The 26,269-nt window shown below is 30.5% G+C and carries 25 protein-coding genes and 1 pseudogene; 5 read left to right on the top strand and 21 right to left on the bottom strand.

Features of this window, described 5'->3' with window-relative positions; translation table 11 throughout:
* The 6 genes from M4I33_RS08025 to M4I33_RS08000 all read right to left on the bottom strand — a co-directional run.
* Positions 1-791: type II secretion system F family protein (locus tag M4I33_RS08025; protein ID WP_257916301.1), on the bottom strand; the 791-nt coding region annotated here is incomplete at its 3' end.
* Positions 792-814: 23 nt separating this feature from the next.
* Positions 815-2,497 carry a GspE/PulE family protein gene (locus M4I33_RS08020; RefSeq protein WP_257916300.1) on the bottom strand — a complete coding sequence of 561 codons (1,683 nt, stop codon included), beginning with the start codon at positions 2,495-2,497 and terminating at the stop codon, positions 815-817.
* A gap of 280 nt (positions 2,498-2,777) precedes the next feature.
* Positions 2,778-4,400, bottom strand: coding sequence for a chaperonin GroEL (groL, locus tag M4I33_RS08015; RefSeq protein WP_257916299.1), 1,623 nt, complete (start codon positions 4,398-4,400; stop codon positions 2,778-2,780).
* Positions 4,401-4,412: 12 nt separating this feature from the next.
* Positions 4,413-4,697 carry a co-chaperone GroES gene (gene groES, locus M4I33_RS08010; RefSeq protein ID WP_194191818.1) on the bottom strand — a complete coding sequence of 95 codons (285 nt, stop codon included), beginning with the start codon at positions 4,695-4,697 and terminating at the stop codon, positions 4,413-4,415.
* Between the two features lie 187 nt (positions 4,698-4,884).
* Positions 4,885-6,156, bottom strand: a complete 1,272-nt coding sequence (locus M4I33_RS08005; protein ID WP_257916298.1) for an O-antigen ligase — start codon at positions 6,154-6,156, stop codon at positions 4,885-4,887.
* Between the two features lie 11 nt (positions 6,157-6,167).
* Positions 6,168-7,646 (bottom strand): 4Fe-4S dicluster domain-containing protein, encoded by a 1,479-nt coding sequence (locus M4I33_RS08000; protein WP_257916297.1) that lies wholly within the window; start codon positions 7,644-7,646, stop codon positions 6,168-6,170.
* Positions 7,647-7,795: 149 nt separating this feature from the next.
* On the opposite strand from M4I33_RS08000, the gene M4I33_RS07995 reads away from it, so the two are divergent.
* Both M4I33_RS07995 and M4I33_RS07990 read left to right on the top strand, forming a co-directional pair.
* Complete coding sequence (locus M4I33_RS07995) at positions 7,796-8,965, top strand: acyltransferase (RefSeq protein ID WP_257916296.1); 1,170 nt, start codon at positions 7,796-7,798, stop codon at positions 8,963-8,965.
* A 26-nt stretch (positions 8,966-8,991) separates the two neighbouring features.
* Positions 8,992-9,321, top strand: coding sequence for an HNH endonuclease (locus M4I33_RS07990; protein ID WP_257916295.1), 330 nt, complete (start codon positions 8,992-8,994; stop codon positions 9,319-9,321).
* 15 nt (positions 9,322-9,336) lie between these two features.
* On the opposite strand, the gene M4I33_RS07985 is transcribed toward M4I33_RS07990, so the two are convergent.
* The 7 genes from M4I33_RS07985 to M4I33_RS07955 all read right to left on the bottom strand — a co-directional run bounded on the left by M4I33_RS07985 (position 9,337) and on the right by M4I33_RS07955 (position 16,282).
* Entirely contained in the window at positions 9,337-9,999 is a 663-nt protein-coding gene (locus M4I33_RS07985) for an ABC transporter ATP-binding protein (RefSeq protein ID WP_257916294.1), read from the bottom strand.
* Between the two features lie 2 nt (positions 10,000-10,001).
* The gene (locus tag M4I33_RS07980) at positions 10,002-11,300 is read right to left on the bottom strand and encodes an ABC transporter permease (protein WP_257916293.1); all 1,299 of its coding nucleotides are present in this window, start codon (positions 11,298-11,300) and stop codon (positions 10,002-10,004) included.
* Positions 11,301-11,303: 3 nt separating this feature from the next.
* On the bottom strand, positions 11,304-12,344 hold the full coding sequence (locus M4I33_RS07975) for an FtsX-like permease family protein (protein WP_257916292.1): 1,041 nt from the start codon (positions 12,342-12,344) through the stop codon (positions 11,304-11,306).
* Between the two features lie 206 nt (positions 12,345-12,550).
* The gene (locus tag M4I33_RS07970; RefSeq protein WP_257916291.1) at positions 12,551-13,447 is read right to left on the bottom strand and encodes a DNA-3-methyladenine glycosylase; all 897 of its coding nucleotides are present in this window, start codon (positions 13,445-13,447) and stop codon (positions 12,551-12,553) included.
* Position 13,448: 1 nt separating this feature from the next.
* Complete coding sequence (locus M4I33_RS07965) at positions 13,449-13,859, bottom strand: C-GCAxxG-C-C family (seleno)protein (RefSeq protein ID WP_257916290.1); 411 nt, start codon at positions 13,857-13,859, stop codon at positions 13,449-13,451.
* Positions 13,860-14,000: 141 nt separating this feature from the next.
* Positions 14,001-15,392 carry an NADPH-dependent glutamate synthase gene (gene gltA, locus M4I33_RS07960; protein WP_257916289.1) on the bottom strand — a complete coding sequence of 464 codons (1,392 nt, stop codon included), beginning with the start codon at positions 15,390-15,392 and terminating at the stop codon, positions 14,001-14,003.
* Complete coding sequence (locus tag M4I33_RS07955) at positions 15,392-16,282, bottom strand: sulfide/dihydroorotate dehydrogenase-like FAD/NAD-binding protein (RefSeq protein WP_257916288.1); 891 nt, start codon at positions 16,280-16,282, stop codon at positions 15,392-15,394. Before M4I33_RS07955 ends, gltA begins: the two co-directional genes overlap by 1 nt.
* Positions 16,283-16,468: 186 nt before the next feature.
* On the opposite strand from M4I33_RS07955, the gene M4I33_RS07950 reads away from it, so the two are divergent.
* On the top strand, positions 16,469-16,918 hold the full coding sequence (locus tag M4I33_RS07950; protein WP_257916287.1) for a hypothetical protein: 450 nt from the start codon (positions 16,469-16,471) through the stop codon (positions 16,916-16,918).
* Between the two features lie 138 nt (positions 16,919-17,056).
* Here the strand turns inward: M4I33_RS07950 and M4I33_RS07945 are convergent, their stop codons facing one another.
* Positions 17,057-17,452 carry a CAP domain-containing protein gene (locus M4I33_RS07945; protein ID WP_257916286.1) on the bottom strand — a complete coding sequence of 132 codons (396 nt, stop codon included), beginning with the start codon at positions 17,450-17,452 and terminating at the stop codon, positions 17,057-17,059.
* Between the two features lie 213 nt (positions 17,453-17,665).
* Positions 17,666-17,944 (bottom strand): hypothetical protein, encoded by a 279-nt coding sequence (locus M4I33_RS07940; RefSeq protein ID WP_257916285.1) that lies wholly within the window; start codon positions 17,942-17,944, stop codon positions 17,666-17,668.
* Positions 17,945-18,333: 389 nt separating this feature from the next.
* Here M4I33_RS07940 and M4I33_RS07935 point away from each other — a divergent pair, with 389 nt between their 5' ends.
* Positions 18,334-19,149: a hypothetical protein gene (locus M4I33_RS07935; RefSeq protein ID WP_257916284.1), complete on the top strand. Its 816-nt coding sequence runs from the start codon at positions 18,334-18,336 to the stop codon at positions 19,147-19,149.
* Between the two features lie 366 nt (positions 19,150-19,515).
* Here the strand turns inward: M4I33_RS07935 and M4I33_RS07930 are convergent.
* The 6 genes and pseudogenes from M4I33_RS07930 to M4I33_RS07905 all read right to left on the bottom strand — a co-directional run bounded on the left by M4I33_RS07930 (position 19,516) and on the right by M4I33_RS07905 (position 25,165).
* Positions 19,516-20,364, bottom strand: a pseudogene (locus M4I33_RS07930) (3-hydroxybutyryl-CoA dehydrogenase).
* Between the two features lie 113 nt (positions 20,365-20,477).
* Entirely contained in the window at positions 20,478-21,479 is a 1,002-nt protein-coding gene (locus tag M4I33_RS07925) for an electron transfer flavoprotein subunit alpha/FixB family protein (RefSeq protein WP_194191802.1), read from the bottom strand.
* Positions 21,480-21,503: 24 nt separating this feature from the next.
* Positions 21,504-22,283 (bottom strand): electron transfer flavoprotein subunit beta/FixA family protein, encoded by a 780-nt coding sequence (locus M4I33_RS07920; protein WP_257916283.1) that lies wholly within the window; start codon positions 22,281-22,283, stop codon positions 21,504-21,506.
* A 15-nt stretch (positions 22,284-22,298) separates the two neighbouring features.
* Positions 22,299-23,438 (bottom strand): acyl-CoA dehydrogenase, encoded by a 1,140-nt coding sequence (locus M4I33_RS07915; protein ID WP_257916282.1) that lies wholly within the window; start codon positions 23,436-23,438, stop codon positions 22,299-22,301.
* 45 nt (positions 23,439-23,483) lie between these two features.
* Positions 23,484-24,266, bottom strand: a complete 783-nt coding sequence (locus M4I33_RS07910; RefSeq protein ID WP_194191799.1) for a short-chain-enoyl-CoA hydratase — start codon at positions 24,264-24,266, stop codon at positions 23,484-23,486.
* Positions 24,267-24,523: 257 nt separating this feature from the next.
* Positions 24,524-25,165, bottom strand: a complete 642-nt coding sequence (locus M4I33_RS07905; protein ID WP_257916281.1) for a redox-sensing transcriptional repressor Rex — start codon at positions 25,163-25,165, stop codon at positions 24,524-24,526.
* Positions 25,166-25,417: 252 nt separating this feature from the next.
* On the opposite strand from M4I33_RS07905, the gene M4I33_RS07900 reads away from it, so the two are divergent.
* Positions 25,418-26,248 (top strand): phosphatase PAP2 family protein, encoded by an 831-nt coding sequence (locus tag M4I33_RS07900; RefSeq protein ID WP_257916280.1) that lies wholly within the window; start codon positions 25,418-25,420, stop codon positions 26,246-26,248.
* Positions 26,249-26,269 lie beyond the last annotated feature (21 nt).

Here is a 26,269-nt window from a genome sequence, read left to right as displayed (position 1 = left end):
TGCCTATTTATACTTCCAAATACTCTTCCATTTAAACTTCTTTTCCCACTATTAATTCTGTAATTTAGATCTTTATCTAAAACTAATTTCTTAAACCCATATAACCCTGCAAGTGCTGCTAAGATAATTATCCAGATCTTTGAAACTAAATTTCCAAAAGAAATTAAAAGCTTTGTAAAGATAGGTAACTCTCCTCCAGCTGCTGCTAAGTTATTTGCAAAATCAGGCACAACATAAACTAATAAAAATCCTACTATAACAGTTGCAAAAACTATTACTATTTTAGGGTAAAGTGTAGATTGTGCTACCTTTTGCTTTTGCTTATATTGCTTTTTATAATATTCTGAGAGTTCATTCATTATATAATCTAATTTCCCTGAAGCTTCCCCAGCTTCAATCATATTTATCATAAGGTCTGGAATATCTTCTTCAAACCTTAAAGAATCCGAAAAACTTCTACCTCTTTGAATCTTTTCGTGAACTCTTCCTAAGATTTCTTTCATCTTCTTTTTCTCAGTTTGTTGCATAGATAGTTCTACCGCCCTTAGCATAGGCGTTCCTGATTGTATAACAAAGGCAAACTGCCTACAAAATAGCGATAAATCCTTTAAAGTAACCTTATTAAATAAGTCTATATTTATATCTCTTTCCTTTTTATCTACTTCAATTTTCAAAGGAAAATAATCTCTTTGCCTAAGGCTATTTACTACTTCTTCTCTCGTTTGTGCATCTAAAGTTCCGTTTATAATAGTTCCTTGAATATTTCTTGCTTGGTAACTATAAACTGGCACTTTATATCAACTCCTCCCATACTCTACTCTCTTAAGTATGCAACCCTCATAAGCTCGTCTATAGTAGTTACACCTTCTATTACGTGTTCTCTGCAAGCTTTATTTAAAGTTTTCATACCTTCATTTATAGCTATATCTTTAATCTTATCTGCTGTTTCACCTAAAGTAACAGCTTCTCTTATAGCTCTTGAAACTTCCATTATTTCGTAAATCCCAATTCTCCCTTTATAGCCTGTCCCATTACATAAAGGACATCCTTCTCCTTTGCTTAAATAAACTCTTTCAAAGCTATCTATTCCTAATACTCGCTTTTCAAAGTCATTAGCTTCATATTTTTTACTACAATGAGTACAAACCTTTCTAACTAGCCTCTGTGCTACTACTCCTGTAACTGATGTTGCAACTAAGTATGGCTCTATTCCCATATCTGAAAGCCTTGCTATAGTAGATGGTGCATCGTTTGTGTGAAGAGTACTTAAAACTACGTGTCCTGTGATTGCAGCCCTTATAGAAATCTCTGCTGTTTCACTATCTCTAATCTCCCCAAGCATTATAATATCTGGGTCTTGTCTAAGTATTGATCTAAGACCTGATGCAAATGTCATCCCAGCTTTAGTGTTTACGTTTACCTGATTAATTCCCTCAACCATAAATTCAACTGGGTCCTCTACTGTAATTATATTCTTGTCTATAGTATTTAATTCGCTAAGTATTGTGTAAAGTGTGGTAGATTTACCACTCCCTGTAGGTCCTGTTACTAGGATTATTCCGTATGGATTTTGCATTATTTTAACTAGCTTTTCCATATCGTCTTTTCTCATCCCTAAGTTTTCTTTAGTCATAACTCCCATAGAAGTTGAAAGTATTCTTATAACTACCTTTTCTCCATTAACTGTCGGAAGAGAAGATACCCTGAAATCTATTTTTTTATTATCTATAACCTTTAGTATTCTTCCGTCTTGCGGAACTCTCTTTTCAGCTATATTCATATTAGATAAAATCTTGATTCTTGTAGTTAAAGTAGATTGTGATTCTTTAGGAACTGTTAGTATATTTTGAAGTTCTCCATCAACCCTTACTCTAACTCTTATATCTTTTTCGAAAGGCTCGATATGTATATCACTTGCGCCCATCCTAACTGCATTAGTTATTATAGTATCAACAAGTTTAACAACCGGTGCGTCACTTGAAGCTTCCTCTAAGACTTCTTCCTTTTTTACAGTTTTATCAAAAGCTTTAGCTTCTGCCCCTAATTCACTTGCAACCTTTTCTGCCATCTGCTTAGAATAATATTTATTTATACTATCTAAAATAGAATCTTTAGTATCTAAAACCTTTATTAAATTCATACCTGATGCAAGTCTTATATCTTCATCTGCCATAAGATTAAAAGGGTCTGATGTAACTATAACTATGTTGTTTCCTCTTATCTCTACTGGCATAATAGAATGCTTTCTAGAAAGCCTTTCAGGAACTCTTCTAATAGCTTCAATTTGAACTTCTTCAAATTCTAAACTTATTCTTTTTATACCTAGTTGTAATTCTAAAACCTTTAAAATATCTTCTTCTTTTACAACCCCAGTTTCAACTAATATTTCACCAAGCCTCTTTCCAGTAATAGCTTGTTTTTTTAAAGAATCCATTAAAACTTCGTGAGAAATTTTCTGAGATTCAACTAGTATATCCCCTAACCTTTTCTTTTTCATACATAACACCTGCCATTTTTCTATACCGTTATTATATAATACATCTGTTAATTTGAAAAGTTTTTCCTTTTATGTATTTATTATATAATTTGACAATATTTTTACTTTTTATTTTATTTTTATAATATACATATACAGTTAATAAACTTTTCTTTTTATTAACCGTTTTATTTAACTATAAATTTGTTTTTCTTTATGCTATTTAATAAAAGATTTAAAAAAAATAAAGCTTAGCAAAAAAATTGCTAAGCTTTTTAATAAAATTTTTTTATTTTTTTAATTAATACATTCCATCCATACCCATTCCAGGCTCTGGCATAACTGCATTTTTTTCTTTTATATCAACAACTGCAGCTTCTGTTGTTAAGAATGTAGCTGAAACTGATGCTGCATTTTGAAGAGCAGATCTTGTAACTTTAGTTGGGTCTACTATACCTTGTTTAATCATATTTACGTATTGATTTCTTAAAGCATCGTATCCTATTCCGATTTCGCTATTTCTAACTCTATCTATTATTACAGAAGCTTCAACTCCTGAGTTTGTTGCAATCTGTCTCATAGGCTCTTCAAGTGCTTTAATAATTATATCAATACCAACTTTAACTTCGTATATATCTGATGTTAATTTTGATACATCATTTAAAACTGTAACGTAAGCTGTTCCACCGCCTGGAACTATTCCTTCTTCTACAGCCGCTTTTGTTGCAGCTAAAGCATCTTCTATTCTTAACTTTCTTTCTTTAAGTTCTGTTTCAGTAGCTGCACCTACTTTAACTACAGCAACTCCACCTGCAAGTTTTGCAAGTCTTTCTTGAAGCTTTTCTTTATCGAATTCTGAAGTGCTTTCTTCTAATTGATTCTTAATTAAGCTTACTCTAGCTTTTATTTCTTCACTATCACCTTTACCATTTATAATAGTAGTGTTGTCTTTAGTGATTTTTACGCTTTCTGAAGTTCCAAGCATCTCTAAAGTTACATCTTTTAAGTCGTAACCTAATTCTTCTGAAATTACACTACCTCCAGTAAGAATAGCTATATCTTGAAGCATTTCTTTTCTTCTATCTCCAAAACCTGGCGCTTTAACAGCAACGCAGTTAAATGTTCCTCTTAATTTGTTAACTACTAAAGTAGCCATAGCTTCGCCTTCTATATCGTCAGCTATAATTAAAAGTTTTTTACCAGTTTGAACTATTTGCTCAAGTACAGGTAAGATTTCTTGAATGTTATTGATTTTTTTATCTGTAATAAGTATTAAAGGATTATCTAAGATAGCTTCCATCTTTTCTGTATCTGTAACCATATAAGGTGATACATATCCTCTATCAAACTGCATACCTTCAACTACATCAAGTTCAGTTCCCATAGATCTTGATTCTTCTACAGTTATAACCCCTTCGTTACCTACTCTTTCCATAGCATCCGCTATAAGTTTACCTACGCTTTCATCAGCTGCTGAAATAGCTGCAACTCTAGCTATATCTTCTTTTCCATTAACAGGTTTAGATATCTCTTTTATCTTTTTAACAGCCTCTTCTACAGCCATATTTATACCTGTTCTTATAAGCATAGGATTAGCTCCTGCTGTTACGTTTTTAAGTCCTTCTCTTATTATAGCTTGAGCTAAAAGAGTTGCTGTAGTAGTACCATCACCTGCAACATCGTTAGTTTTAGTTGCAACTTCTTTTACTAATTGAGCTCCCATATTTTCGTAAGGGTCTTCAAGTTCTATCTCTCTTGCTATTGATACACCATCGTTAGTAATAAGAGGTGCTCCAAACTTTTTCTCAAGTAAAACATTTCTTCCCTTTGGTCCAAGTGTAACTTTTACTGTATCTGCTAATTTATCTACACCTATTTGCATAGCTCTTCTAGATTCTTCACCGAATTTAATCATCTTAGCCATAAAAAATACCTCCTAATAAACTATTGCAAGTATATCTTCTTGCTTTAATATTATATATTCTTCTCCATCATATTTAACTTCAGTTCCTGCGTATTTAGAATATAATACTTTATCTGAAACTTTAACTTCCATCTCTATTCTTTTGCCATCAACTATAGCACCTGGCCCCACTGCAACAACCTCAGCTTCTTGCGGTCTCTCTTTTGCAGTTCCTGTAAGCACTATTCCACTTTTAGTTTTTTCTTCTGCTTCTAATTTTTTAATAACAACTCTGTCACCTAACGGTTTTATATTCATAAGTACCCCTCCTTTATTTTTTATTAGCACTCTTACTCTTAGAGTGCTAAACTCTAATATTATGATATATTTAATATTTATTTATTTCAAACTTTTTTTCTTGAAATTTTAAATTAATATTTCTAATTACAATAGATTAGAGCAATATATTTCTATATTACTCTAATTTTCTTAATCTTATTACCTCTTATTTTATTTCTTTAATAATTTTAGGATTAGATGATACTCCTAAAATCACCCAAAATATAGGAGCAACACTAACAACACTTATATTAAATAAAGCTTGTATCAAATACCCTAATATAACTATTACTAAAACTTTAAATTTATCATCATCTTTATTTTCAAATACCTTTTTTAGTATTAATATAACTAATAGAATATATGCAATTAAAGACGGAATTCCTGTAGTCGCTGCAATATTTAAATATTCATTATGCGCCTTATCTACTATTACGTTTGGTTGCTCGTTCCACCAAAATCCAGAACTAGGTGCAAATTCTTTTATTCCTTCCCAAAAGTTTGAAGTGCCAGTTCCAAGTAGCGGTTTTGATTTTATAATATAAGTAGATGCTTCATAAATTGCAACCCTTCCAGACCCAGAGCTATGAGTAACATCACTAATATCCTCTTTTATAGTTTCAAACCTATCTTTTATCTCTCCACCTTTAAAGTAATTCATAGCAAAAAATATACAAGTGAAGGATATAACTATAATTATAGCTCTCTTTAAGGCATTTTTCCTTTTAAGGATGAAAAATAAACCTATAAAGCAAACTGCGGCTAAACTTAACCACCCGCCTCTAGTCATAGTTCCAACTAAGGCTGCAAAAAATATTAGAGAGTATATAAGATAACTTTTTACGTCATAAAAAATAAACACACTTATAGATATTCCAAGCAATATTAAAAGATAACTACTAAAAAAGTTTCTGTGTCCTATAAACCCGTAACATTCCATTAAAGTGCTATGAAAATAATCCCTAGGAACTGGGTCTATCCCGTAAAATTGAAAAACCCCGTAGATAGACATTATTGCACCTAGTATCATCATTATATTTATACTTCTCTTAGTAATCTTTAAGTAATTTTTAGCTGCTATAAACAATACTCCGTAAGATAAAAAGCTAAGTAACCCTTCATACCTTCTTCTTCCCCCTACTATTGATTTAGTAAAGTCCATAGAAAATATAGTTGATATAACTATAAGTCCTAAAAATATTATAATTACCTTTGTTATAGTATCTAATTTTACCTTTTTATCTTTAAGTAATAATATAAGTATTATTAAACTTATTATCCAAAGAAATATAGCTTTAGGAAAGTAATAGCTCTCACTTCCAAAAGGGCTATATATAAACGGTAATAAATATATTAAAGTATATAAAAAGAAGTTTATCATCTGTTCTACTGTTGATTCTTTTCTCTCGCCACTATTTTTTAATCCTAATATCCCCACTTAAATTCCCCTTAATCTTTCTCTTTTTCTAAGTCTATACCCTCTACTTCTGATACTTTTTCTTTAGGATTTACTTTATTTAACTTTATAAAAGAAGCTTTAGCTCTATTACTCTGTACTATAACTCCAGCTCCGTTAATACACCCGCCTTCACACATCATTCCTTCAATAAAGTTCCCATTAAGTTTTCCTAATTTAGCCATAGCTAAAGTTTTTTTAAGTTCTATCCCTCCAGATACTTTAACTGGAGTAAAATCTATCTCTAAATTATTCTCTTTTATATAATTCTCTATAGCTGAAGATACACCACCACTCATTCCAAAATTTCTTCCAAATATAGTCCCATCTTCTACTATATCGTCTTCTAATGATTCTATATCTATCTCAAATGCATCTAAAAGTGCAAACAATTCTTCGAAAGTTATAACGTAATCTATAGAGTCTTTTCCAAACTTTATTCCTTCACTTTTTTTAGCAGTACAAGGCCCTATAAATACTGTTTTACATTCCTTATACTTATGTTTTAATACTTTTCCTGTCGCTATCATAGGTGAAACTGTATTTGATATCTTATCCTTTTCTGTGTTATATTTCTTTTCTACATATTCAACAAAAGCTCTGCAGCAAGAGTTTGTCATATACTTTTCACCGTTTTCCATTCTTTCTTTAAATTCTTTACATTCATTTATAGTAACTAAATCTGCTCCACAAGCAGCTTCTACCATATCTTTAAACCCTAGTTTTTTTATAGCATTTTTTATTTGTCCGTAAGTTACTTTATTTCCAAACTGACCTGTTATAGCTGGCGCTACTATTGCATAGACTTCTTCTTTTTTAGATAATATCTTAGATACAGGCACTATAAAACTCTTATCTGATATTGCACCAAAAGGACAGGCTTTCATACATCCTCCACAATTTACACACAAGTCGCTTTTAATAACAGCTCTCCTATCTTCAATCCCTATATCTAATGCACCAGTCGGACAAGCTATCTTACAAGGCCTCATAACTTCTGAAATTGCATCGTAAGGGCAGGCTTTTTTACACATTCCGCATTCTTTGCATATCTCTTGATTAATATAAGCTCGTCCATTCACAATTGAAATAGCTCCGAAATTACAAGCTTCCTTGCATCTGTGCGCTATACAGTTTCTACAAGAATCTGTAACTGAATACCTATTTATAGGGCACCTATCGCAAGCTGCTTCAATAATATAAATAATCTGCTCATCAGGACTTATATCTATAAGCTCACAATCTGCTACATCACCATTAGACATAAAGCCTCCTGCAAGTTTAGCCCTCTCTAAAACTATCGCCCTCTCTTTGTAGATACAACATCTATAAATAGGTTTATCCCCTGTAATTATCTTATAAGGTATTCCTTCTATTTCTTCTTTAGTGAGGTCTCCATCTTTAGATAACCTAGCGACTTCTGCTAGAACTTCATGCTTTAATTTACTCAACTGAGTTTCAAAATGAAACATACTACCTCCAAAACAAATTGATTATATTATAAATTTTACCATATTTTGTATTGAATCATAATGATTAATTTTTATATTCTATAATTTACTATTCCTATATTTAGTAAATTCATTATATAATTAAATTAGAAAATTTTAGGGGGATAATTATGTCTGAAAATTTAATAAAAGAAAGTCCAAAAGAGAAGATTCAAGAACTTAATATTTTAAGAGCTTTTGCATTTTTCTTCGTCATACTTCAACATGCACTTGGTAGTGCCCCTGGTGATTATAGTATGTCTGTTGCAAACGTAGAAATAACAAATATATTAATCAGCATTGCTGATGCTGGAGTTCCATTCTTTTTATTTTTAAGTGGTTTAACTACTGCCTACAACTACAAAGATAAATTAGATATAAAGAAATATTATAAAAATAAATTTCTTTATCTTATAATTCCATACGCAATATTCACATTCGTAAATATTATGCTTTTTGATTATAGCAAACTAAAAAACTTCTTTATGGTTTTAATTGCTGGGGATGGTAACTTCCATCTTTGGTATATGGGAATGTTTATACGATTAGTTTTAATATATCCTATATTTATTTATATCGGTAGATTTATTCATAAGCAAAATATTTTTGTTAGAATAGTAACCTTTGTTTTATTAGTCAGAGGGTTTTTATATATGGCTGTATATGAATCTCAAATAAAATCATTTTTTAAAGGCCTTATTTTTGGTGAAAGTCCAACTTTCCTACAATCAAAGTTTGTAGATATAACTTTTTTATTTTGGTCTATTTTCGTAATTATAGGAATGTATGTTGGATTTAATTTTAAGGTATTTAAAAAATATATAGTTAAATTACGTTTTGTATTATATATACTATTCATACTAGGATTCTATTATAAATTTAGTAGACAATTCTACTTAGTTGAATTTACAAGAATATTTGATATAGGTGCTAGACTTTCAAATATAGGTTTATTTTATTTGATTAGTTTATATATCCTGCGTTTACCTAAGTTATCTAAAGTAATGGAATTTTCATCAAAATATTCTTATGTAGGATATATGCTTCATATTTGGGTTTTAAATTATTATATTTTCTTCTTAAGAGGTTTAGGATTCGATCACCCATTATATAATGCTATAGTCTCTGCATTAATAACATTTATAGTAGCTCCTTTACTTGTATTTGTAATTTCATTATTACCAAAATCAAGTTATATAACAGGAACACCTTCTAACTATAATCTACTTAGAAGATCTTTTGCTTTATTTAAGCAATCTATTTCCAACATCTATAGTATTTGGAAGTTAACTAAAGCATAAAATTATATTATAATAATAGTATAGATATGATTTGTGAGGTGATTTCAATAAATAATACATTTAAAGAAAACATAACTCATATTTGCGAGCTATGCGAAAGAGAAGTTAAAGAAATTACAAGGCATCACCTTATCCCTAAAGAAAAAGGTGGAAAAGAATTTAAAACTGCTCATATGTGCAAAACTTGCCACAGACAGGTACATGCTCTATTTAACAACAGAGAGTTATCTGCAAGATTATTTACCATTAAAAGATTAAAATCACACCCTTCGATTAAAAGATACTTAAAGTTTTTATATACAGTACCAGCTGATAAAGAAATAAATATCAAAAAGAGAAGAAAAAAAATCGGGTAGTTTCCTACCCGATTTTTATTTAATTTCTCCGTCAACTATATTTATTATTCTTTTACATCTATTAGCTACATCTATATCATGAGTTACTATTATTATAGTTTGTCCTTCTTTATTTAGATTTTGGAATATATTTAAAATCTCTTCACTTGTTTTTTTATCTAAGGCTCCTGTAGGTTCATCTGCTAAGATTATTGTTGGTTTATTTACTATTGCTCTTGCTATAGCAACTCTTTGCTTTTGCCCTCCTGATAATTCATTAGGAGTTTTATGCAAATGCTTTGATAAGCCTACGCTACTTAAAGCTTCTATACATCTTTCTTTCATTTTTTTCTTATTGTTTGAATATAATAATGGAATCATAGTATTGTATACTATGTCTTGATTATTAAGTAAATTAAATTCCTGAAATATAAAACCTATAGTTTTGTTTCTAAGTTTAGGTACTTCTCTTATATTTAGATTTTTAACATCTTTACCAAGAAGCTTATACTCTCCCTTAGTAGCTTTATCTATCATACCAATTATATTAAGTAAAGTTGATTTTCCAGAACCTGAAGTTCCCATAATAGCAATCATATCTCCACTCTCTACTTTCAAATTGATATTTTTTAAAGCATAAGTTTCATATATATCTTTCCCATAAATTTTATTAACGCCTCTAATGTCTATAATACTCATAATTATTTACCCCTTAAAAGATCTTTAACTTCTAAATTTTTCATTTCATATATCGGTAGTAATGAAGTTATTACCGATGATATAACTATTACTAAAATACTATTTAATGCTGTCTTTACTGTGATAGCTTCTATTCCATATCTGCTTATTATAAATGCCCAAGATATTATAATCGCGATACTTATAAGTATCCCTATTTCAAACATAAGCTCTAAGCATAAATCTTTAAGACTAGCACCTTGCGATATCTTTATTCCAAACTCTTTCCTACGTTTTTTGACATCCCCAACCATAGTAATTGTTATCCCTAGTAAACTTAGTAATACCGTAACTCCACCAAGCATTTTAGCATTATTTATATTTTTATCTAATCCTAACTCTATCCCCGCTTTATCAATTTTTATTAGTTCAACTGATAATGAAGCTGAAATTTTATTTTCTTTTAGATATTCATTTATAATTTTCTCTATTTCTTTTTGTATATTTGCGTCCGATGCACCAACCTTAGCTTCAATATATACGCCTGTCCCTCCAAGCCCTTCTCCTGCATTATAACTCATATAGCCTTTAACAGAAGGCATTACAGAAATTGCATTTGAATAGAACACTGTTGAAGAAATACTGCTTATAGATTCTGTTGGGATAGGAATTGGGTTTTTTTCTAAAATCCCAACAACCTCAAATTTAACATTTTCCATTTTTAAAGCTTTTTCTATATCCTTCAAATTCTTTCTATCAACCCAAGCTACATTACTTCTTTCAAGCACTTGACCTATATCAATCTTTTCTATATATTCATTTCCTAAAAGTATAGGTATATTTTCTTTTTTATAATCTTTATCAAAATCGCTCTCTTTTAAAGTTCTTCCTTTAACAACTTTAAAATCATATTTTTCATAAAAATTCCTATCTATTATTACATCAGATACATCTATACCTAACGGATTTATTGATTCGTACTTCATACCTATCTCTTCGTCCCAATAATTCTCTCTATAAACAAGAGATGGGTGGGCTGTATATATTTTATTTATATATCTTGAATTCTCTGTATCCTTAAGTATTTTGCTATACATATTTTCAAGTTCACCATAATAATTATAAATATCAGGTCCACCTTTAACTCCCAATATATAAGAATTATAACTAGGTACAACTTGTTCAAAAGTTGCTTTTTTATCCTTTGCTATATTAACTAATCCATAAATTTCATTTAAGATAGTTATACCGTATGCAAACTGAACTACCATAAGAAATATAATAAACTTTTTAGATTTAATTGACTTTAAAGCATTATACATTCCCTATACCTCCTTTAAAAGTTCTACTAAGTCTATCTTAGTTAACTTAGAATAAACTGGCAGTATATTTATAATGATAAAAGCGATACAAATCAAGAATGAATACATTATAGTATTACTAGTAAATCTAATGTCTATATCCCCTATAGTACCTCCAGTAATTTTTATAATGATAAATTGAATCACTATAGATATAAGGAAAGAAATCATAGTCGTTTTAAATAAATATTTAAAGTATAACTTAAAAATAGCTTCATCTGTAGCACCACATACCTTTCTTATAACTAAATCTTTTTTTCTGTTTTCAATTAAAAGATATGATGTTCCTATTAAGTTTAAAGTGACTATAACAATAACTGCAAAAACTAAATTTTTAAATAATCTTGTTTCCTCTCCGTTTACATCAGATACTGCACCATCAACTTCCATAATAGTTCCTTTGTATTTATTATTTATAAGCTTTTCTAAGCCTTTAACTCCATTTTCTATCTCTTTTTCATTACCATGAATCGTAACTAAATACCCTCTATTATTAAGTTTTAAATCTTCCTCTTTTGAATTTTTATAAAATAGTTTCTCAGGAATTATAATTTCACCATTAGGTACATAAGTCTTCCCTCTTTTTAAGATTTTTTGATTTGAAATACTAACTTCATCTTTATCTGCTAAATTAACAGCATATATTCCCTCTGATTTATCACTATTTTTAAATTCTTCCTTTGTAAAAAATTCTCCATAGCTCATATCTTCACTCATATCATTTCCGTCAAATTGAACTATAGTTTTTAATATATGATTTTTCTCAAAATCATAATAAGCTAAACAAGTAGTTAAACTATTTTTATTTAACTCATCTAGGATTTCTTTAATTTGGATATCCTTTTCCCCTTCAAATTGTATTACTTTATTCTTGCTTGGCTCACTCTTTAAAAAGTTTTTATTAATATTAGAAATCGAAGAACTAGCAAGCATGAACAAAACTAACCCTATAGTAATTGAAATACCATAGAAAATACTATATGTGTCTAATTTCCCCCTCTTCATATTTCCCCCTTATTTTGTTTTATTTTACAAAATAAGTATATAATTGTTAAATATTTATTTCAATGAAATTTCAACATATTATAAAATCCACGTATTTCACGCTCACTTTTTGCCAGATTAATACAATTTGATATTATCTATTAAAAATCCTATAACGAGAAAAACCTTACAGCCAAAAGACTGTAAGGTTTTATATTGTACGCTTTTTATAGTTTTATTCCGTTTTCTCTTGCGTAATAGAACAGATATTGTTGCGCAAAACCTGCTAAATTTTTAAATCTATCTCTTGCAAAGATTCTTATCTTATTTAAAGAACCCTCTTCTGCATCGTAAAAATGCATCATAGCTCTTTTAACCCAAACATCTACTGGGAAGCCTGAATACTTACCCATAGAAAACAACATTATGCAATCTGCTACCTTAGCACCTACTCCTTTAAATTCTTGAAGTGCTTTGTGGCAATCATCATCACTTAATCCTTCTATTCTGCAAAGGTTATAAATTCCGTCTTCTATATCTAGATCTGAATTTATATTTTTTACAGTATCAACTATATATTTACTTCTAAATGATGCACCTGTTTCTCTTATATCATCTTCTGTAGCATCTTTAAGCTCCCCTGGAGTTGGGAAAGTGTAGTAAGTTTCACCATTATACTCTATCTTTTCTCCAAATCTTTCACTTATTTTAGAAATAGTTTTTTTGATAGAAGGAATACTATTTCTAGCTGAGATTATAAAGCTTATTAAAAGTTCAAAAGGCTCTTGGTTTAAAAGTCTTATACCGTATCCGTACTCAACGCTAAGCTTTAAAGTTTCATCTTTTGATAACTCTTCTTTTATCTTTCCGTAATCTCTCTCTAAATCAAAATATTTAAACCAAATATTTTTAAAATCTTCTTTGTTTGAATTTAATATAGTTACGTTATCTCCTTCTTGAATAACTTCTATAACTTTACCAAAAGCTATAATTATGTAATCCATCTCTTTGATTTTTTCCCATCTAAAGCATTGACCACACTCTAGTATTTGCTTTATATTGAAGTTTTTAACCCCTTCTAATATAACTTTGTTTTCTTCATACTTTACATCTTTTAAATCCAAATTACTCACCTTTTTCTCTTATAATTATTTCATCTAAAATGATTGCTGCTGTATCTAACATATAACCGCAGCCCTTTACTTCATCTTTGTACTCTTTTTTTAATTCATCACAATTATGAGTTCTTAATTTATCTTGGAATTTATTCATAAATTCTATAGTTAACTCCCTAACTTTTGGTGTAGCATGAGCTCTATCTTTAGTAAATATTATCCCTATAACAGAAATAGCCCCAGTCGCTGCCCCGCAGATACTCTCTATTCCCATTCCTCCACCAAAGGAAGCCATAGCTTTCATAGCATCTTCTGATACGTTTAATCCGTATTCATCACTTGCTGCAAATAGCATTCTCTCTGAACAATTAAAATCATATTTTTCTTTATCTGAATATTTTCTTACTTTATCTATTAACATTTTACACACTCCATAATAATTATTGATTAATTATATTTCTTTATTATAACATAATTATATTAAAATCTAATGTCCTTTTATTAAATATAATAAAAGAGGTGCCTTATTACAATACTGTAATTTTAGCATCCTCTTTTTATTTTACTCTTTATTTAAGTATTCATGTATAGCTTTTGCTGCTTTTTTAGAAGCTCCCATAGCAAGTATTACAGTTGCAGCTCCAGTTACTGCATCTCCTGCTGCAAAAACTCCTTCTCTAGATGTTATTCCGTCTTCATTTGCAACTATACATCCTCTCTTATTTATTTCTAAGCCTTCTGTAGTTGAAGAAATAAGAGGGTTTGGTGAAGTTCCAAGAGACATTATTACAGTATCAAAATCTATTATAAATTCTGATCCTTCTATTTCTTTAGGTCTTCTTCTTCCTGATTCGTCAGCTTCACCGAGTTCCATTTTAACGCATTTCATTCCAGAAACCCAGCCTTCTTCATCACTTAAAATCTCTATGGGGTTTGTTAAAACGTCAAAGATTATACCTTCCTCTTTAGCATGATGAATCTCTTCTATTCTAGCTGGAAGCTCATCTAAGCCTCTTCTATAAACTATATGCGTTTCAGCACCAAGCCTAAGTGCAGTTCTAGCTGCATCCATAGCAACATTTCCCCCACCTACAACACAAACCTTTTTTCCAAGCTTTATAGGAGTTTCGTATCCTTCTTTAAAAGCTTTCATTAAATTATTTCTAGTTAAAAACTCATTTGCAGAAAATACTCCGTTAGAGTTTTCACCTTTTATCCCCATAAACTTTGGAAGTCCAGCTCCAGAACCTACAAACACAGCTTCAAAACCTTCCTCTTCGAAAAGCTCATCTATAGTAATAGTCCTGCCTATAATTACATTAGTCTCAATCTTTACTCCAAGCTTTTTAACATTTTCTATTTCACTTTTAACTACAGTATCTTTTGGAAGTCTAAACTCTGGGATACCATAAACTAAAACTCCACCAGGCTCGTGAAGAGCTTCAAATATAGTAACGTCATACCCTAGTTTTGCTAAATCACCAGCACAAGTAAGCCCAGCTGGTCCACTTCCTATAACTGCTACCTTTTTATTTAGTTTAGTCTCTATTTCCGATAAATCTATTTCATTTTCTCTAGACCAATCAGCTACAAACCTTTCAAGCTTACCTATAGATACTGGCTCACCTTTTATTCCAAGGACACAAGCACCCTCGCATTGGCTTTCTTGAGGACAAACTCTCCCACACACAGCTGGAAGAGATGATGATTTTGCTATAGATTTTATAGCTCCTTCAAAATTCTCTTCTTTAATTCCTTTTATAAATTCAGGTATATCTATATTTACAGGGCAATTTCCTACGCACTTTGGATTTTTACACCCTAAACACCTGTTAGCTTCTTTAACTGCATCTTCTTCTCTATATCCTAAACAAACCTCGTTAAAGTTTCTATTACGAACCTTAGCTTCTTGTTCTAATACAGGAATTCTTTTCATTCTATCTAAATTAGCCATTACTCTTCACCCCCGCAATTTCCACAGCCACCGTGGTGAGTGTTACCTTCTATTTCTTTTAAGGCTTTTCTTCCCTCTTCTGTTTTATACATAGTTTGCCTTCTCATAGCCTCATCATAGTCTACTAAATGTCCATCAAACTCAGGTCCATCAACACAAGCAAACTTAACTTCTCCTCCTACAGTAACTCTACAAGCACCGCACATACCAGTCCCATCTACCATTATAGGATTTAAGCTAACTGTAGTTTTTATATTAAGTTTTTTAGTTAAACTAGCCATAAATTTCATCATTATCATAGGTCCTATAATTATAGCGTGAGTGTATTTTTTTCCTCTATTATTAACTAAATCTTCTAAAAGATCAGTAACTCTTCCTTTAAATCCGTAAGACCCGTCATCAGTAGCTATATATAAATTTTTAGCTACTTTTCTCATTTCTTCTTCAAGTATAATTAAATCTTTATTTCTACTTCCTATTATTACATCAACATCTATATTGTTTTCTTTCATCCATTTCACTTGAGGATATACTGGAGCCGCCCCTACTCCTCCACAAACAAATAATATTTTTTCCTTTTTTAATTCTTCTAAGTCTTCATTTACAAATTCACTAGGCATTCCTAAAGGCCCAACAAAGTCTAAAACGCTATCTCCTTCGTTAAACTTAGCTAAATCTTTAGTGCTCTTTCCCATAGTTTGAAATACTACAGTTACAGTTCCTAAGTCTTTATTAAAATCAGCTATAGTTAAAGGAATTCTCTCACCTTTTTCATCATTTTTTATGATAATAAATTGCCCCGGTTTTGCACTTTTACTAACTCTTTTAGCTTCTATATCCAAAGAATATAAATTATCTGCTAAAGTCTTCTTTTTAACTATTTTATACATCAATATAACCCCCTGTAATTCCGAATTTTCATTTCACAATTATATCATTATTTTCCTAAATATTACAATAAGTTTTAAGAATTACATACAATCTATTAAATTTAGCTTACATTGAAAGACTGATTATAAAATAAGATAAATATTGTGATAAAATATATAATGACATTATTTAAGGGGGATTTATCTATGGTTGAAATAATTAAAGACCTAGTTAATATCATGAACTCAATTCATGATAAAACTATACATTACCTATCATCTATGGGATATAATTTTACAGACAAAGAACTTCACTTTATATTTATAGGTGTAATAGGAATTTTTATTTTTGCTTTTGCACAAGTATTATTTAGAGTTTTAGCTAAATATTCAATTACAGCAGTATCATTTATATATACTTTTACTATTTTAATTTTTATAACTGTCTCTATTGAGATACAGCAAAAATTAACTGGTGCTGGTAATATGGAATTTGGGGATGTCTTTTGGGGATTATACGGATTTATCTTTGTTTTTGTTATTTACTTAATAATAAAACTTATAATAAAAGGTATAAAATATCTTTTAAACAAAAATAATAAATCTTCTAAAAAGAATTTTTCTAAAACAGATTTAAATAAAAGAAAAGTTAAATAATATAAATTTAAAAGGGATGTTTCTAACGCGTTAGAAACATCCCTTTATTAAATAAAGTTGTATTATTCAATCTTAACCTTTTTCTCTTGTAAATCTAAAATATTTAAGAAGAATTCTACAACCCGAAGGCTATTTTAATTATGCACAGAATTCTTGAGTTGCATAAATTTTATCCCCTGACTTATAAACTCCAACACCTATACCTGTGAAGTTACCACTTAAAATGTTAGCTCTGTGTCCCGGAGAATTCATCCAGTTGTTCATAAACTCTCTTGCTAAAACTTCTGGACTTCTGTTACTCATATATGCAATATTCTCTCCCCATGCATTTATTTTTACTCCATTTGATTTCATTTTATCATATTCTGTTCGATTTGACAGGTCTTCATGCGAAAAATAATTATTTATTGCCATATCTTTAGATTTTTGTCTTCCATAAGATTGCATAGTAGCGTTATAAGATAAAGCTTTTTTGCCTGCTTTAGCTCTTTCACTATTTACTATATTAATTATTTCACTTTCAACAGCTGACATATAAGAACTTTCATTAGTTACGTTGTTATTAGTATTATTATTAACATTAGAATTATCTTTTTGATTATTAGTAGTATTGTTATTTGAATAGTATCTTTGGACTTTAGGCTTAGCTTCATTATTTGAAGTATTATTACTCTCTTTATTGGAATTGTCTTCTACCTTTTTAGAGTTACCTTCTGAAGCTTTATTACTAGTCTTATTATCCTTTACTTAAACTAGCTTATCCTTATTTTTTTCCTTTTTAGAAATAGAAGTTCCAGTTTTATTTTCTTCTTTATTATTAGACTCATTTACTTTTTCTTCTTTTTCTCTAGCATTATCATCTTTTGACTTATTGTTGTCACTTGAATTTTTTATACTATTGTTATCTTCAACGATTTTAGTGTTATTTTCTCCATTTTTGCTTTGGTTATCAATAGTGTTCGTACACCCCACCGTGATTAAAGTAACTGCACCTAATAATACTGATAGTATTGCTTTTCTCTTCATACTTCCTCCTTTGTGAAAATAAGTAATAGAGTTATAACCTATTTGTTAAGTATTTAACTCTATCTTTATTTTACAAGGACAACCCTTATCACCACAATACGCTAACCCCTATGTTTTACTTACATTTCTTTTATATTTATCCGATATTACCATATTACATATAATTTTTATTCCTTATTTTATAATGCTTTCACATATATTCTATTTATTCCTTTACAGTTTATTTATATTTTTTAAATTTTCCACCTTGCTCTATAGTAATGTTCACTTCCTCTACAACATTGTTTTGCTTCTTTGTTGGTATTTTAATAAAATTGACTGAATAAAGGCATTTTTTTATGTCCATAATCAAAATAACTAAAAAAATCAAAATTTTTCGAGGTGAGATTATGGTACATACATCTACTTGTCCCCATTGTGATTCAAAACACTTTATTAAATACGGTAAATATAGATGCGTCCAAAGGTATCAATGTAAAGATTGTCTTAAAACTTTTAATGAAGGGACTGGACTTGTCTGGCATAACACTAGAAAGAGTGTAGAACTTTGGGATAAATATACTCGTCTTATGATATCTGGTGCTACAATAAGAGATTGTGCAGAAAGGCTAAATATCTGTACAGAAACTTCTTTTAGGTGGAGACACAAGATACTAAAGCATATTGGAACTTATACTGATTCAAGAAGAACACATATAGTTACAGCTATGAGACATACTAAGTTCTTAGAAAACTTTAAAGGGCAAAAGGCGCCCCCCGTTTGCACTATTTCTAGAAGAAAAAATATCTTTGTAGCTACTACTATTAATAAAAATAATTACTCTCTAGCTAAGATATCCTTTGATTCTATGAGCCCTACACAGGAATCTATAGAAGGTTTATTAAATGCATTCACTCCTGTATTTAATACTTATTTCTTGCCAGGAAAAGATAGGTTTTCTTATCTTGTATCGAAGAAGTTAAACTATGCTCTTCATAAAAAGAAAGAATTAGAAATTTCTAAAGATGAAGGGGAAATTTTACTTAATAATTGTTCTGATTTTATATTGAATTTAAGAAGATGGCTTAGAAAATTTAGAAGTGTTGCTACAAAGTATCTTCAAGTTTATTTAAATTGGTTCGTTTATATTTATGAAGGATCTTATGAAAAACATACTATTTTATCTAATTTAATAAGTTCTATTTTTTGTGTAAAAGTAATTTAATTTCTTTGAATTTTAGCCTTAATATCGGTATATTTTTATAGCTTGTCCTTTTATAATTTACTTGTCTACTTTTATCTTTTTTAGATAACTTGTCTTAATAATTTACACTTGTCCAAAATATCGAAAATTTATATGAATATAGCGAAAATCCCTTGTACCAATAATATCTCGTAACAATGGTGTAGTTTTTTTCATTTTTTATTATTTGTTATTGATTAGTTCCTTCTACCCACTTATTACCAAATTGTGAGGTACTACGCTTAAAATATAACTTTATTCTTATAATTTCCTTTATAGCAAAAAAAAGATAGGCATCCCTTAAGATACCTACCTATATATATATTAATGAAATTAAACACGTATTTATTATCTGCTGTAGTCGTAGAAACCTTTTCCTGACTTTCTTCCAAGCCATCCAGCTCTTACGTATTTTCTTAATAAGCTTGATGCTCTGTATTTGCTATCACCAGTTTCGCTATATAATACGTCCATGATTGCAAGACATACATCTAATCCTATAAGATCTCCTAATGCTAAAGGTCCCATTGGGTGGTTAGCACCATATTTCATAGCTGCATCTATATCTTCAACTGAAGCGATTCCTTCTTGAAGTATGAATGTAGCTTCGTTTATCATTGGGATTAAGATTCTGTTTACAACGAATCCTGGAGCTTCTGCAACTTCTACAGGCTCTTTTCCTATAGCTACTGATAAATCTTTAACTGCATCAAAAGTTTCTTGGCTTGTAGCTATTCCTCTTATTATTTCAACTAACTTCATTACTGGAGCTGGGTTAAAGAAGTGCATTCCTATAACTTTATCAACTCTGTTTGTAGCTGAAGCAACTTCAGTTATTGATAATGATTAAGTATTTGAAGCTAAGATAGTTTCTGGTTTACAGATTCTATCTAATTCTGCGAATATTTCTTTTTTGATTTTCATATTCTCTACAGCTGCTTCTACTACTAAGTCACAATCAGCTGCTAAATTCATATCAGTAGTTCCTGAAATTCTGCTTAATATTTCTTCTCTAGTTTCTTCAGTCATTTTCCCTTTTGAAACTAATCTTGAAAGACCTTTATCTATTCCTGCGATTCCTTTTTCAACGAACTCTTGTTTAATATCTCTTACTATTACTTCATACCCTTTTTGTGCGAAAGCTTGAACGATTCCAGCTCCCATAGTTCCTGCACCTAATACAAATATCTTTTTCATAATTTTACCCTCCTAAACTTCTAGTCGAAGATTATATATTTTCCGATATCTATTTACATTTATGCATTTTACTAGAATCTCTAGTAAAATGCATTTAATTTAAAATTTCTAAATTAGTTTTTTGCTGCTTTGAATTGAGCGATCATTTCTGGTAATACTTTATTAACATCACCAACGATAGCGTAGTCAGCTAATTTCATGATTGGAGCTGTTTCATCTTTATTTATAGCAATGATCATATCTGATTCTTGCATACCAGCTGTATGTTGGATAGCTCCTGAAATACCACATGCAATGTAGATGTTAGGTCTAACTGTTTTTCCTGTTTGACCTACTTGGTAATCTCTTTCAACCCATCCTTTATCTATAGCTCCTCTTGATGCTGCAACTGCTCCACCAAGTACGTCTGCAAGTTCTTGTAGTTTATCAAAGTTTTCTTTGCTTCCTACTCCTCTACCACCTGCAACTAAGAAGTTTGCTTCACTTATATCAACAACATCTTTAGTTTCTTTAACTATTTCAACTACTTTTGTTCTGATATCTGAATCTGCTAATTTAACTTCAACATTTTCAATTTCTAAGTTAGGTTTTCTCTCATCGATTTTTGAGAAAACTCCAGGTCTTACAGTAGCCATTTGTGGTCTGTGATCTGGGCATGCGATTGTAGCCATTAAGTTTCCACCGAATGCTGGTCTTGTAGCTAATAAATCTCCATTTTCAACTTCTACAGCTAATTGAGTACAGTCAGCTGTTAATCCTGTTTCTAATCTAGCTGCAACTCTTGGACCTAAGTCTCTTCCTATGAAAGTTGCTCCTACGAATAATATTCCAGGTTTTCTTTCTTTAGCTAAGTCACAGATAACTTTTGTATATCCATCTGTAGTATAGTGCTCTAAATCTTTGTGATCACAAACGATAACTTTATCTGCACCGTGGTTTCCTAAAGTTTCAGCTAAATCTGATATGTTATGTCCTAATAATAAAGCTGTAAGCTCTACTCCTAATTCGTCTGCTATTCTTCTACCTTCGCCTAATAATTCTAATGATACTTTTTGTAATTCGCCTTCTCTTTGTTCAGCGAATACCCAAACACCTTTGAAATCTGCTATATTCATTTTCAATTACCTCCCAAACTTTCCTTAGATGTAGTGCTTTTCTTTTAATTTTCCGATTACGTATGCAACAGAGTCTTTTGGACCTTCTTTAACTAATTCTCCAGCTCCCTTAGCTTCTTTAGTCATTGACTTTTTAACTTTAGTTGGTGAACCTTTTAGTCCTAATTCTGCTTTATCTACATCTATATCGTCTGCTGACCATATAGTTATTTCTTTATCTACTGTATCAAAGATTAATCCACAGTTCATATATCTTGGGTGATTTAACTCTTCGATCGCTGTTAAAAGACATGGAGTTTGAACTTCTATCATTTCGTGTCCGTCTTCTAATGCTCTATTTACTAATAATCCGTTTTCTTTAACTTCTACACCTTGAACGTAAGTTACTTGAGGTATATTTAAGTGTTCTGCTATTTCTGGTCCAACTTGTGCTGTATCTCCATCGATAGCTTGTCTTCCAGCGAAAACTATATCATACTCTAATTTTTTGATTGCTCCTGCTAAAGCTTTTGATGTAGCTAAAGTATCAGCTCCTGCAAATGCTCTATCAGTTATAAGGATTGCATCGTCAGCTCCCATACATAAAGCTTCTCTTAATGCGTTTTGTGCTTGTGGAGGTCCCATACTTATTACTGTAATTTTTGCCCCACTCTTGTCTTTTATTTGAAGTGCTGCTTCTAAAGCATGCTTATCTTCTGGGTTAATTATTGATGGAACTCCATCTCTTATAAGTGTTCCTGTTTTAGGATCTATTTTAACTGCTGTAGTATCTGGAACTTGTTTTAAACAAACTAATATATTCATTTTTTATTGACCTCCCTATCTTAACTTACTTCCTGCTATAACCATTTTTTGAACTTCTGAAGTTCCTTCGTAAATTTCTGTGATTTTAGCATCTCTCATCATTCTTTCAACTGGGTATTCTTTAGTGTAACCATATCCACCGAAGATTTGAACTGCTTTAGTAGTTACATCCATAGCAACTTCTGCTGCGTATAATTTAGCTCTTGCAGCTTCTACTGAGTATGGAAGACCTGCTTCTTTTAAAGTAGCAGCTTTGTAAACTAAGTATCTTGCAGCTTCTACTTTTGTATCCATTTCAGCTATCATCCATTGTAATCCTTGGAATGCTGAAAGTGGTCTACCGAATTGTTTTCTTTCTTTCATGTAGTTAACAGCTTCTTCTAAAGCTCCTTCTGCGATACCTAAAGCTTGAGCTGCTATACCAATTCTTCCTCCGTCAAGAGTTTTCATTGCTATACCAAATCCTCTACCTTCTTGTCCAAGTAGGTTTTCTTTTGGTACGATACAGTTTTCCATTATTAACTCTGTAGTTGATGATGCTCTGATTCCAAGCTTATCTTCTACTTTACCTATTGAGAACCCTGGGAATGCTTTTTCAACTATGAAAGCTGAAATTCCTTTTGTTCCTTTAGATTTATCTGTCATAGCAAATATTATGAAAGTTTCAGCAACTCCACCATTTGTTATGAATATTTTTGATCCGTTAAGGATGTAGTTATCTCCATCTAAAACTGCTGTAGTTTGTTGTCCTGCAGCATCAGTACCAGCTCCTGGTTCAGTTAGTCCGAAAGCACCAACTTTTCTTCCGCTTGCTAAGTCTGGTAAGTATTTAGCTTTTTGATCTGGTTTACCAAATTGGTTTATAACTGCTCCACAAAGTGAAGTGTGAGCTGAAAGAATAACTCCTGTAGTACCACATACTTTTGATAATTCTTCAACTGCTAAGATATATGATAAAGTGTCTCCACCTGCTCCTTCGTACTCTTTAGGGAATGGGATACCCATCATTCCTAATTCAGCCATTTTCTTAACATTTTCCATTGGGAATCTTTCAGTTTCATCAATCTCTGCTGCTATTGGCTTAACTTCGTTGTTAGCAAATTCTCTAACCATTTGTCTTACTAATTCTTGTTCTCTAGTTAATTGGAAATTCATTTAAATTACCCTCCTGTTCAATACACCCTAAATTTTATATATTAACTATTTGTTTTGGAAATTCTTTTCTCTTCTTTCCATGAATGCTGTCATACCTTCAACTTGGTCTTCTGTCGCGAAACATTTTCCGAAGTCTTCAGCTTCTATCATTATAGCTCTATCCATATCAACTTGCATTCCTCTTCCAATTGCATCTTTACATAATCTAACTGCTATCGGAGCGTTTGCCATGATTTTTGAAGCCATTTTTCTAGCTTCTGCCATTAATTCTTCTAAAGCTACTACTTTATTAACTAATCCTATTCTTAAAGCTTCATCAGCTTTAATCATATCGCAAGTGTAGATAAGCTCCTTAGCTTTACCTTCTCCAACGATTCTAGCTAATCTTTGAGTTCCCCCAAATCCTGGTGTTATTCCAAGTCCTGCTTCTGGTTGTGCAAATCTAGCTTTTTCTGAAGCTATTCTTATATCACATGCCATTGCAAGCTCGCATCCTCCACCTAAAGCGAATCCTGAGATTGCTGCTATAACTGGCTTGTCTAAAGTTTCAAGTCTTCTGAATACTTTATTTCCTAAAGCACCAAATTCTTCTCCACCTTTTTCATCTAAATCTTTCATTTCTGAAATATCAGCTCCAGCTACAAAAGATTTTTCTCCAGCACCTGTAAGAATTACTGCATAGATGTTATTATCTTTTTCAAGATCTTCAACTACCATGTTTAACTCTTTAAGAGTTTCTGAGTTTAAAGCATTTAATGCCTTTGGTCTATTGATAGTTACAATAGCTAAGTTTCCTTCTTTTTCAAGAAGTACGTTGTTTAATTCCATCACTGAATCCTCCTAAAACACAATCAAAAGGTTATTAGAGTAAAATTAACCCTTTTATATTATAAATTTTCATTTTATACCTAAACTTGTAATCTATTATAAAATTTCTCTCTTTGTTATTTGTTTCACAAATAACGGCAAAAAAATAATTGAAGTCTCTCAACTTCAATTATTATTATATAACTTTGTTAAAAATTTTGCAATATTTTTTAGTAACTTTGTGTAAAATTTTTAACAATCTTATTTTATTCTAATTTTTATTTGTTTGATTCTTTATCGTGTAAAAGATAAATTAAAGTTAATAAACTTTCACTTAAGTGAACATTCTCAACTATTACGTCATCTGGCACTACTAAATCTACAGGTGCGAAGTTCCATATTGCTTTAACTCCACCATTTACTAGTGAATCACATACCTTTTGAGCGTTGATTCTAGGAACACAAATAACACCAACATCTGTATTCTTGCCTTCTAAGTATGTATTTAAATTATCAATCTCTCTGATCTCTACATCTCTTATTCTTAACCCTACTAATTTTGGATTTGCATCAAAAATTGCTGTAAAGTTCATTTTCATTTGACCAAATCTAGTATAGTTTGCAATCGCTTGCCCTATATTACCAGCACCAACTATAACTGCATCATAGTCTCTATCTAGCCCTAAAATCTTACTTATCTCATTACTTAATGCTCTAACGTTATAACCATAACCTTGTTGCCCGAAGTCACCAAAACAATTTAAATCCTGTCTTATTTGAGAAGCTGTAAAGCCTATCTTCTCCCCTAATTCTTTTGAAGAAATTCTATCTACATCATTATTTAATAATTCATTTAAATATCTATGATACTTAGGCAATCTTTTAATTACAGCCATTGAAATATTCTTTTTCTTTTCCATACTGCTCTCCTTTAATTGCTTTTATTTGTCTTTTAAGTTATATTACTACCAAATTCCCTTAAAACTGGGTGAATTTTTTAACTATCTATTTTATATTACCATAAATCAATAAAAATAATCTATTTTTTTTAAGTTTTCTAATTATATTTTTCATTTATATAGTATATTGATATATTTTATATACTGTAGTTTTAAATCTATTTTTTTCTGTTATAATTATTTTCAAACTACATAATTTATGGAGGACATATAATGGAAGTAATACAATTTATTCAAAGCTATGCAAACCCTTCCTTAGATACCTTCTTTAAAATCATAACAAATCTAGGAGGTCAAACTCTCGGTGTGATTTTAGGTATAATCTTCTTTTTATTTTTAAATAAAAAGATTGGGTTTAAATTTATATATGCTATGCTTTTTTCTTTTTGTTTAAATAACATATTAAAAGGAATTTTTAACGAATCTCGTCCTATAGGAACCCCTGGAATTAAAAGTAGCGAAATTAATACTGCTACTGGAAGCTCCTTTCCTTCCGGCCACTCACAAGGTAATGCTACCGCCTTTACCTTTTTAATAACTCAATTTAAAAGGAGGTGGATTTTAGCCCTTGGTATAGTGATGATGGTGCTCGTTCCACTATCAAGACTTTATTTAGGTGTGCATTGGCCTATAGATGTTATTTTTGGAACTATCTTTGGAATAGTATCTGTGTTTGTTTCAAATAGAATTTTTGATTTATCCTACGATAAGCCTAAAAAACTATTTTTAATAACTTTAGTTATTTTCTTAATTTTAGGAGTAATTTTTAAAAGTTCTGACCTTACTAAAGCTATAGGGTCTTTTTTAGGTCTTAATCTATCTTTATTAATCGACCAAAAAAGTATTAACTTTAACCCTAAGGCTGATGTAAAACAAAATATTTTAAAACTTTTAATCTTAGCTATAGGATTAATTCTTATATACTCTATTTTTAACCTTTTTAATAAGACTTTAATCATAGAATTTTTAAAATATTTTTCTTTATGCTTTTATGGCCTTACTATTTCGCCATATATATTTATGAAATTTAAAATACATTCTTAATATAAATTCAGAAAAACTAGG

This window comes from Clostridium sp. LY3-2, assembly GCF_024705715.1.
In the GTDB taxonomy this organism is placed as follows: domain Bacteria; phylum Bacillota; class Clostridia; order Clostridiales; family Clostridiaceae; genus Clostridium.
This window is presented reverse-complemented; position numbering and strand designations above follow the sequence as displayed.

Bases quoted from the DNA above. Each gene is read 5' to 3' on its own strand.
- M4I33_RS08020 (WP_257916300.1), bottom strand. From the start codon at position 2,497: ATGAAAAAGAAAAGGTTAGGGGATATACTAGTTGAATCTCAGAAAATT.
- groL (WP_257916299.1), bottom strand. From the start codon at position 4,400: ATGGCTAAGATGATTAAATTCGGTGAAGAATCTAGAAGAGCTATGCAA.
- groES (WP_194191818.1), bottom strand. From the start codon at position 4,697: ATGAATATAAAACCGTTAGGTGACAGAGTTGTTATTAAAAAATTAGAA.
- M4I33_RS08000 (WP_257916297.1), bottom strand. From the start codon at position 7,646: ATGTTTCATTTTGAAACTCAGTTGAGTAAATTAAAGCATGAAGTTCTA.
- M4I33_RS07995 (WP_257916296.1), top strand. From the start codon at position 7,796: ATGTCTGAAAATTTAATAAAAGAAAGTCCAAAAGAGAAGATTCAAGAA.
- M4I33_RS07990 (WP_257916295.1), top strand. From the start codon at position 8,992: ATGATTTGTGAGGTGATTTCAATAAATAATACATTTAAAGAAAACATA.
- M4I33_RS07985 (WP_257916294.1), bottom strand. From the start codon at position 9,999: ATGAGTATTATAGACATTAGAGGCGTTAATAAAATTTATGGGAAAGAT.
- M4I33_RS07980 (WP_257916293.1), bottom strand. From the start codon at position 11,300: ATGTATAATGCTTTAAAGTCAATTAAATCTAAAAAGTTTATTATATTT.
- M4I33_RS07975 (WP_257916292.1), bottom strand. From the start codon at position 12,344: ATGAAGAGGGGGAAATTAGACACATATAGTATTTTCTATGGTATTTCA.
- M4I33_RS07965 (WP_257916290.1), bottom strand. From the start codon at position 13,859: ATGTTAATAGATAAAGTAAGAAAATATTCAGATAAAGAAAAATATGAT.
- gltA (WP_257916289.1), bottom strand. From the start codon at position 15,392: ATGGCTAATTTAGATAGAATGAAAAGAATTCCTGTATTAGAACAAGAA.
- M4I33_RS07955 (WP_257916288.1), bottom strand. From the start codon at position 16,282: ATGTATAAAATAGTTAAAAAGAAGACTTTAGCAGATAATTTATATTCT.
- M4I33_RS07950 (WP_257916287.1), top strand. From the start codon at position 16,469: ATGGTTGAAATAATTAAAGACCTAGTTAATATCATGAACTCAATTCAT.
- M4I33_RS07945 (WP_257916286.1), bottom strand. From the start codon at position 17,452: ATGTCAGCTGTTGAAAGTGAAATAATTAATATAGTAAATAGTGAAAGA.
- M4I33_RS07940 (WP_257916285.1), bottom strand. From the start codon at position 17,944: ATGAAGAGAAAAGCAATACTATCAGTATTATTAGGTGCAGTTACTTTA.
- M4I33_RS07935 (WP_257916284.1), top strand. From the start codon at position 18,334: ATGGTACATACATCTACTTGTCCCCATTGTGATTCAAAACACTTTATT.
- M4I33_RS07925 (WP_194191802.1), bottom strand. From the start codon at position 21,479: ATGAATATAGCAGATTTCAAAGGTGTTTGGGTATTCGCTGAACAAAGA.
- M4I33_RS07920 (WP_257916283.1), bottom strand. From the start codon at position 22,283: ATGAATATATTAGTTTGTTTAAAACAAGTTCCAGATACTACAGCAGTT.
- M4I33_RS07915 (WP_257916282.1), bottom strand. From the start codon at position 23,438: ATGAATTTCCAATTAACTAGAGAACAAGAATTAGTAAGACAAATGGTT.
- M4I33_RS07910 (WP_194191799.1), bottom strand. From the start codon at position 24,266: ATGGAATTAAACAACGTACTTCTTGAAAAAGAAGGAAACTTAGCTATT.
- M4I33_RS07905 (WP_257916281.1), bottom strand. From the start codon at position 25,165: ATGGAAAAGAAAAAGAATATTTCAATGGCTGTAATTAAAAGATTGCCT.
- M4I33_RS07900 (WP_257916280.1), top strand. From the start codon at position 25,418: ATGGAAGTAATACAATTTATTCAAAGCTATGCAAACCCTTCCTTAGAT.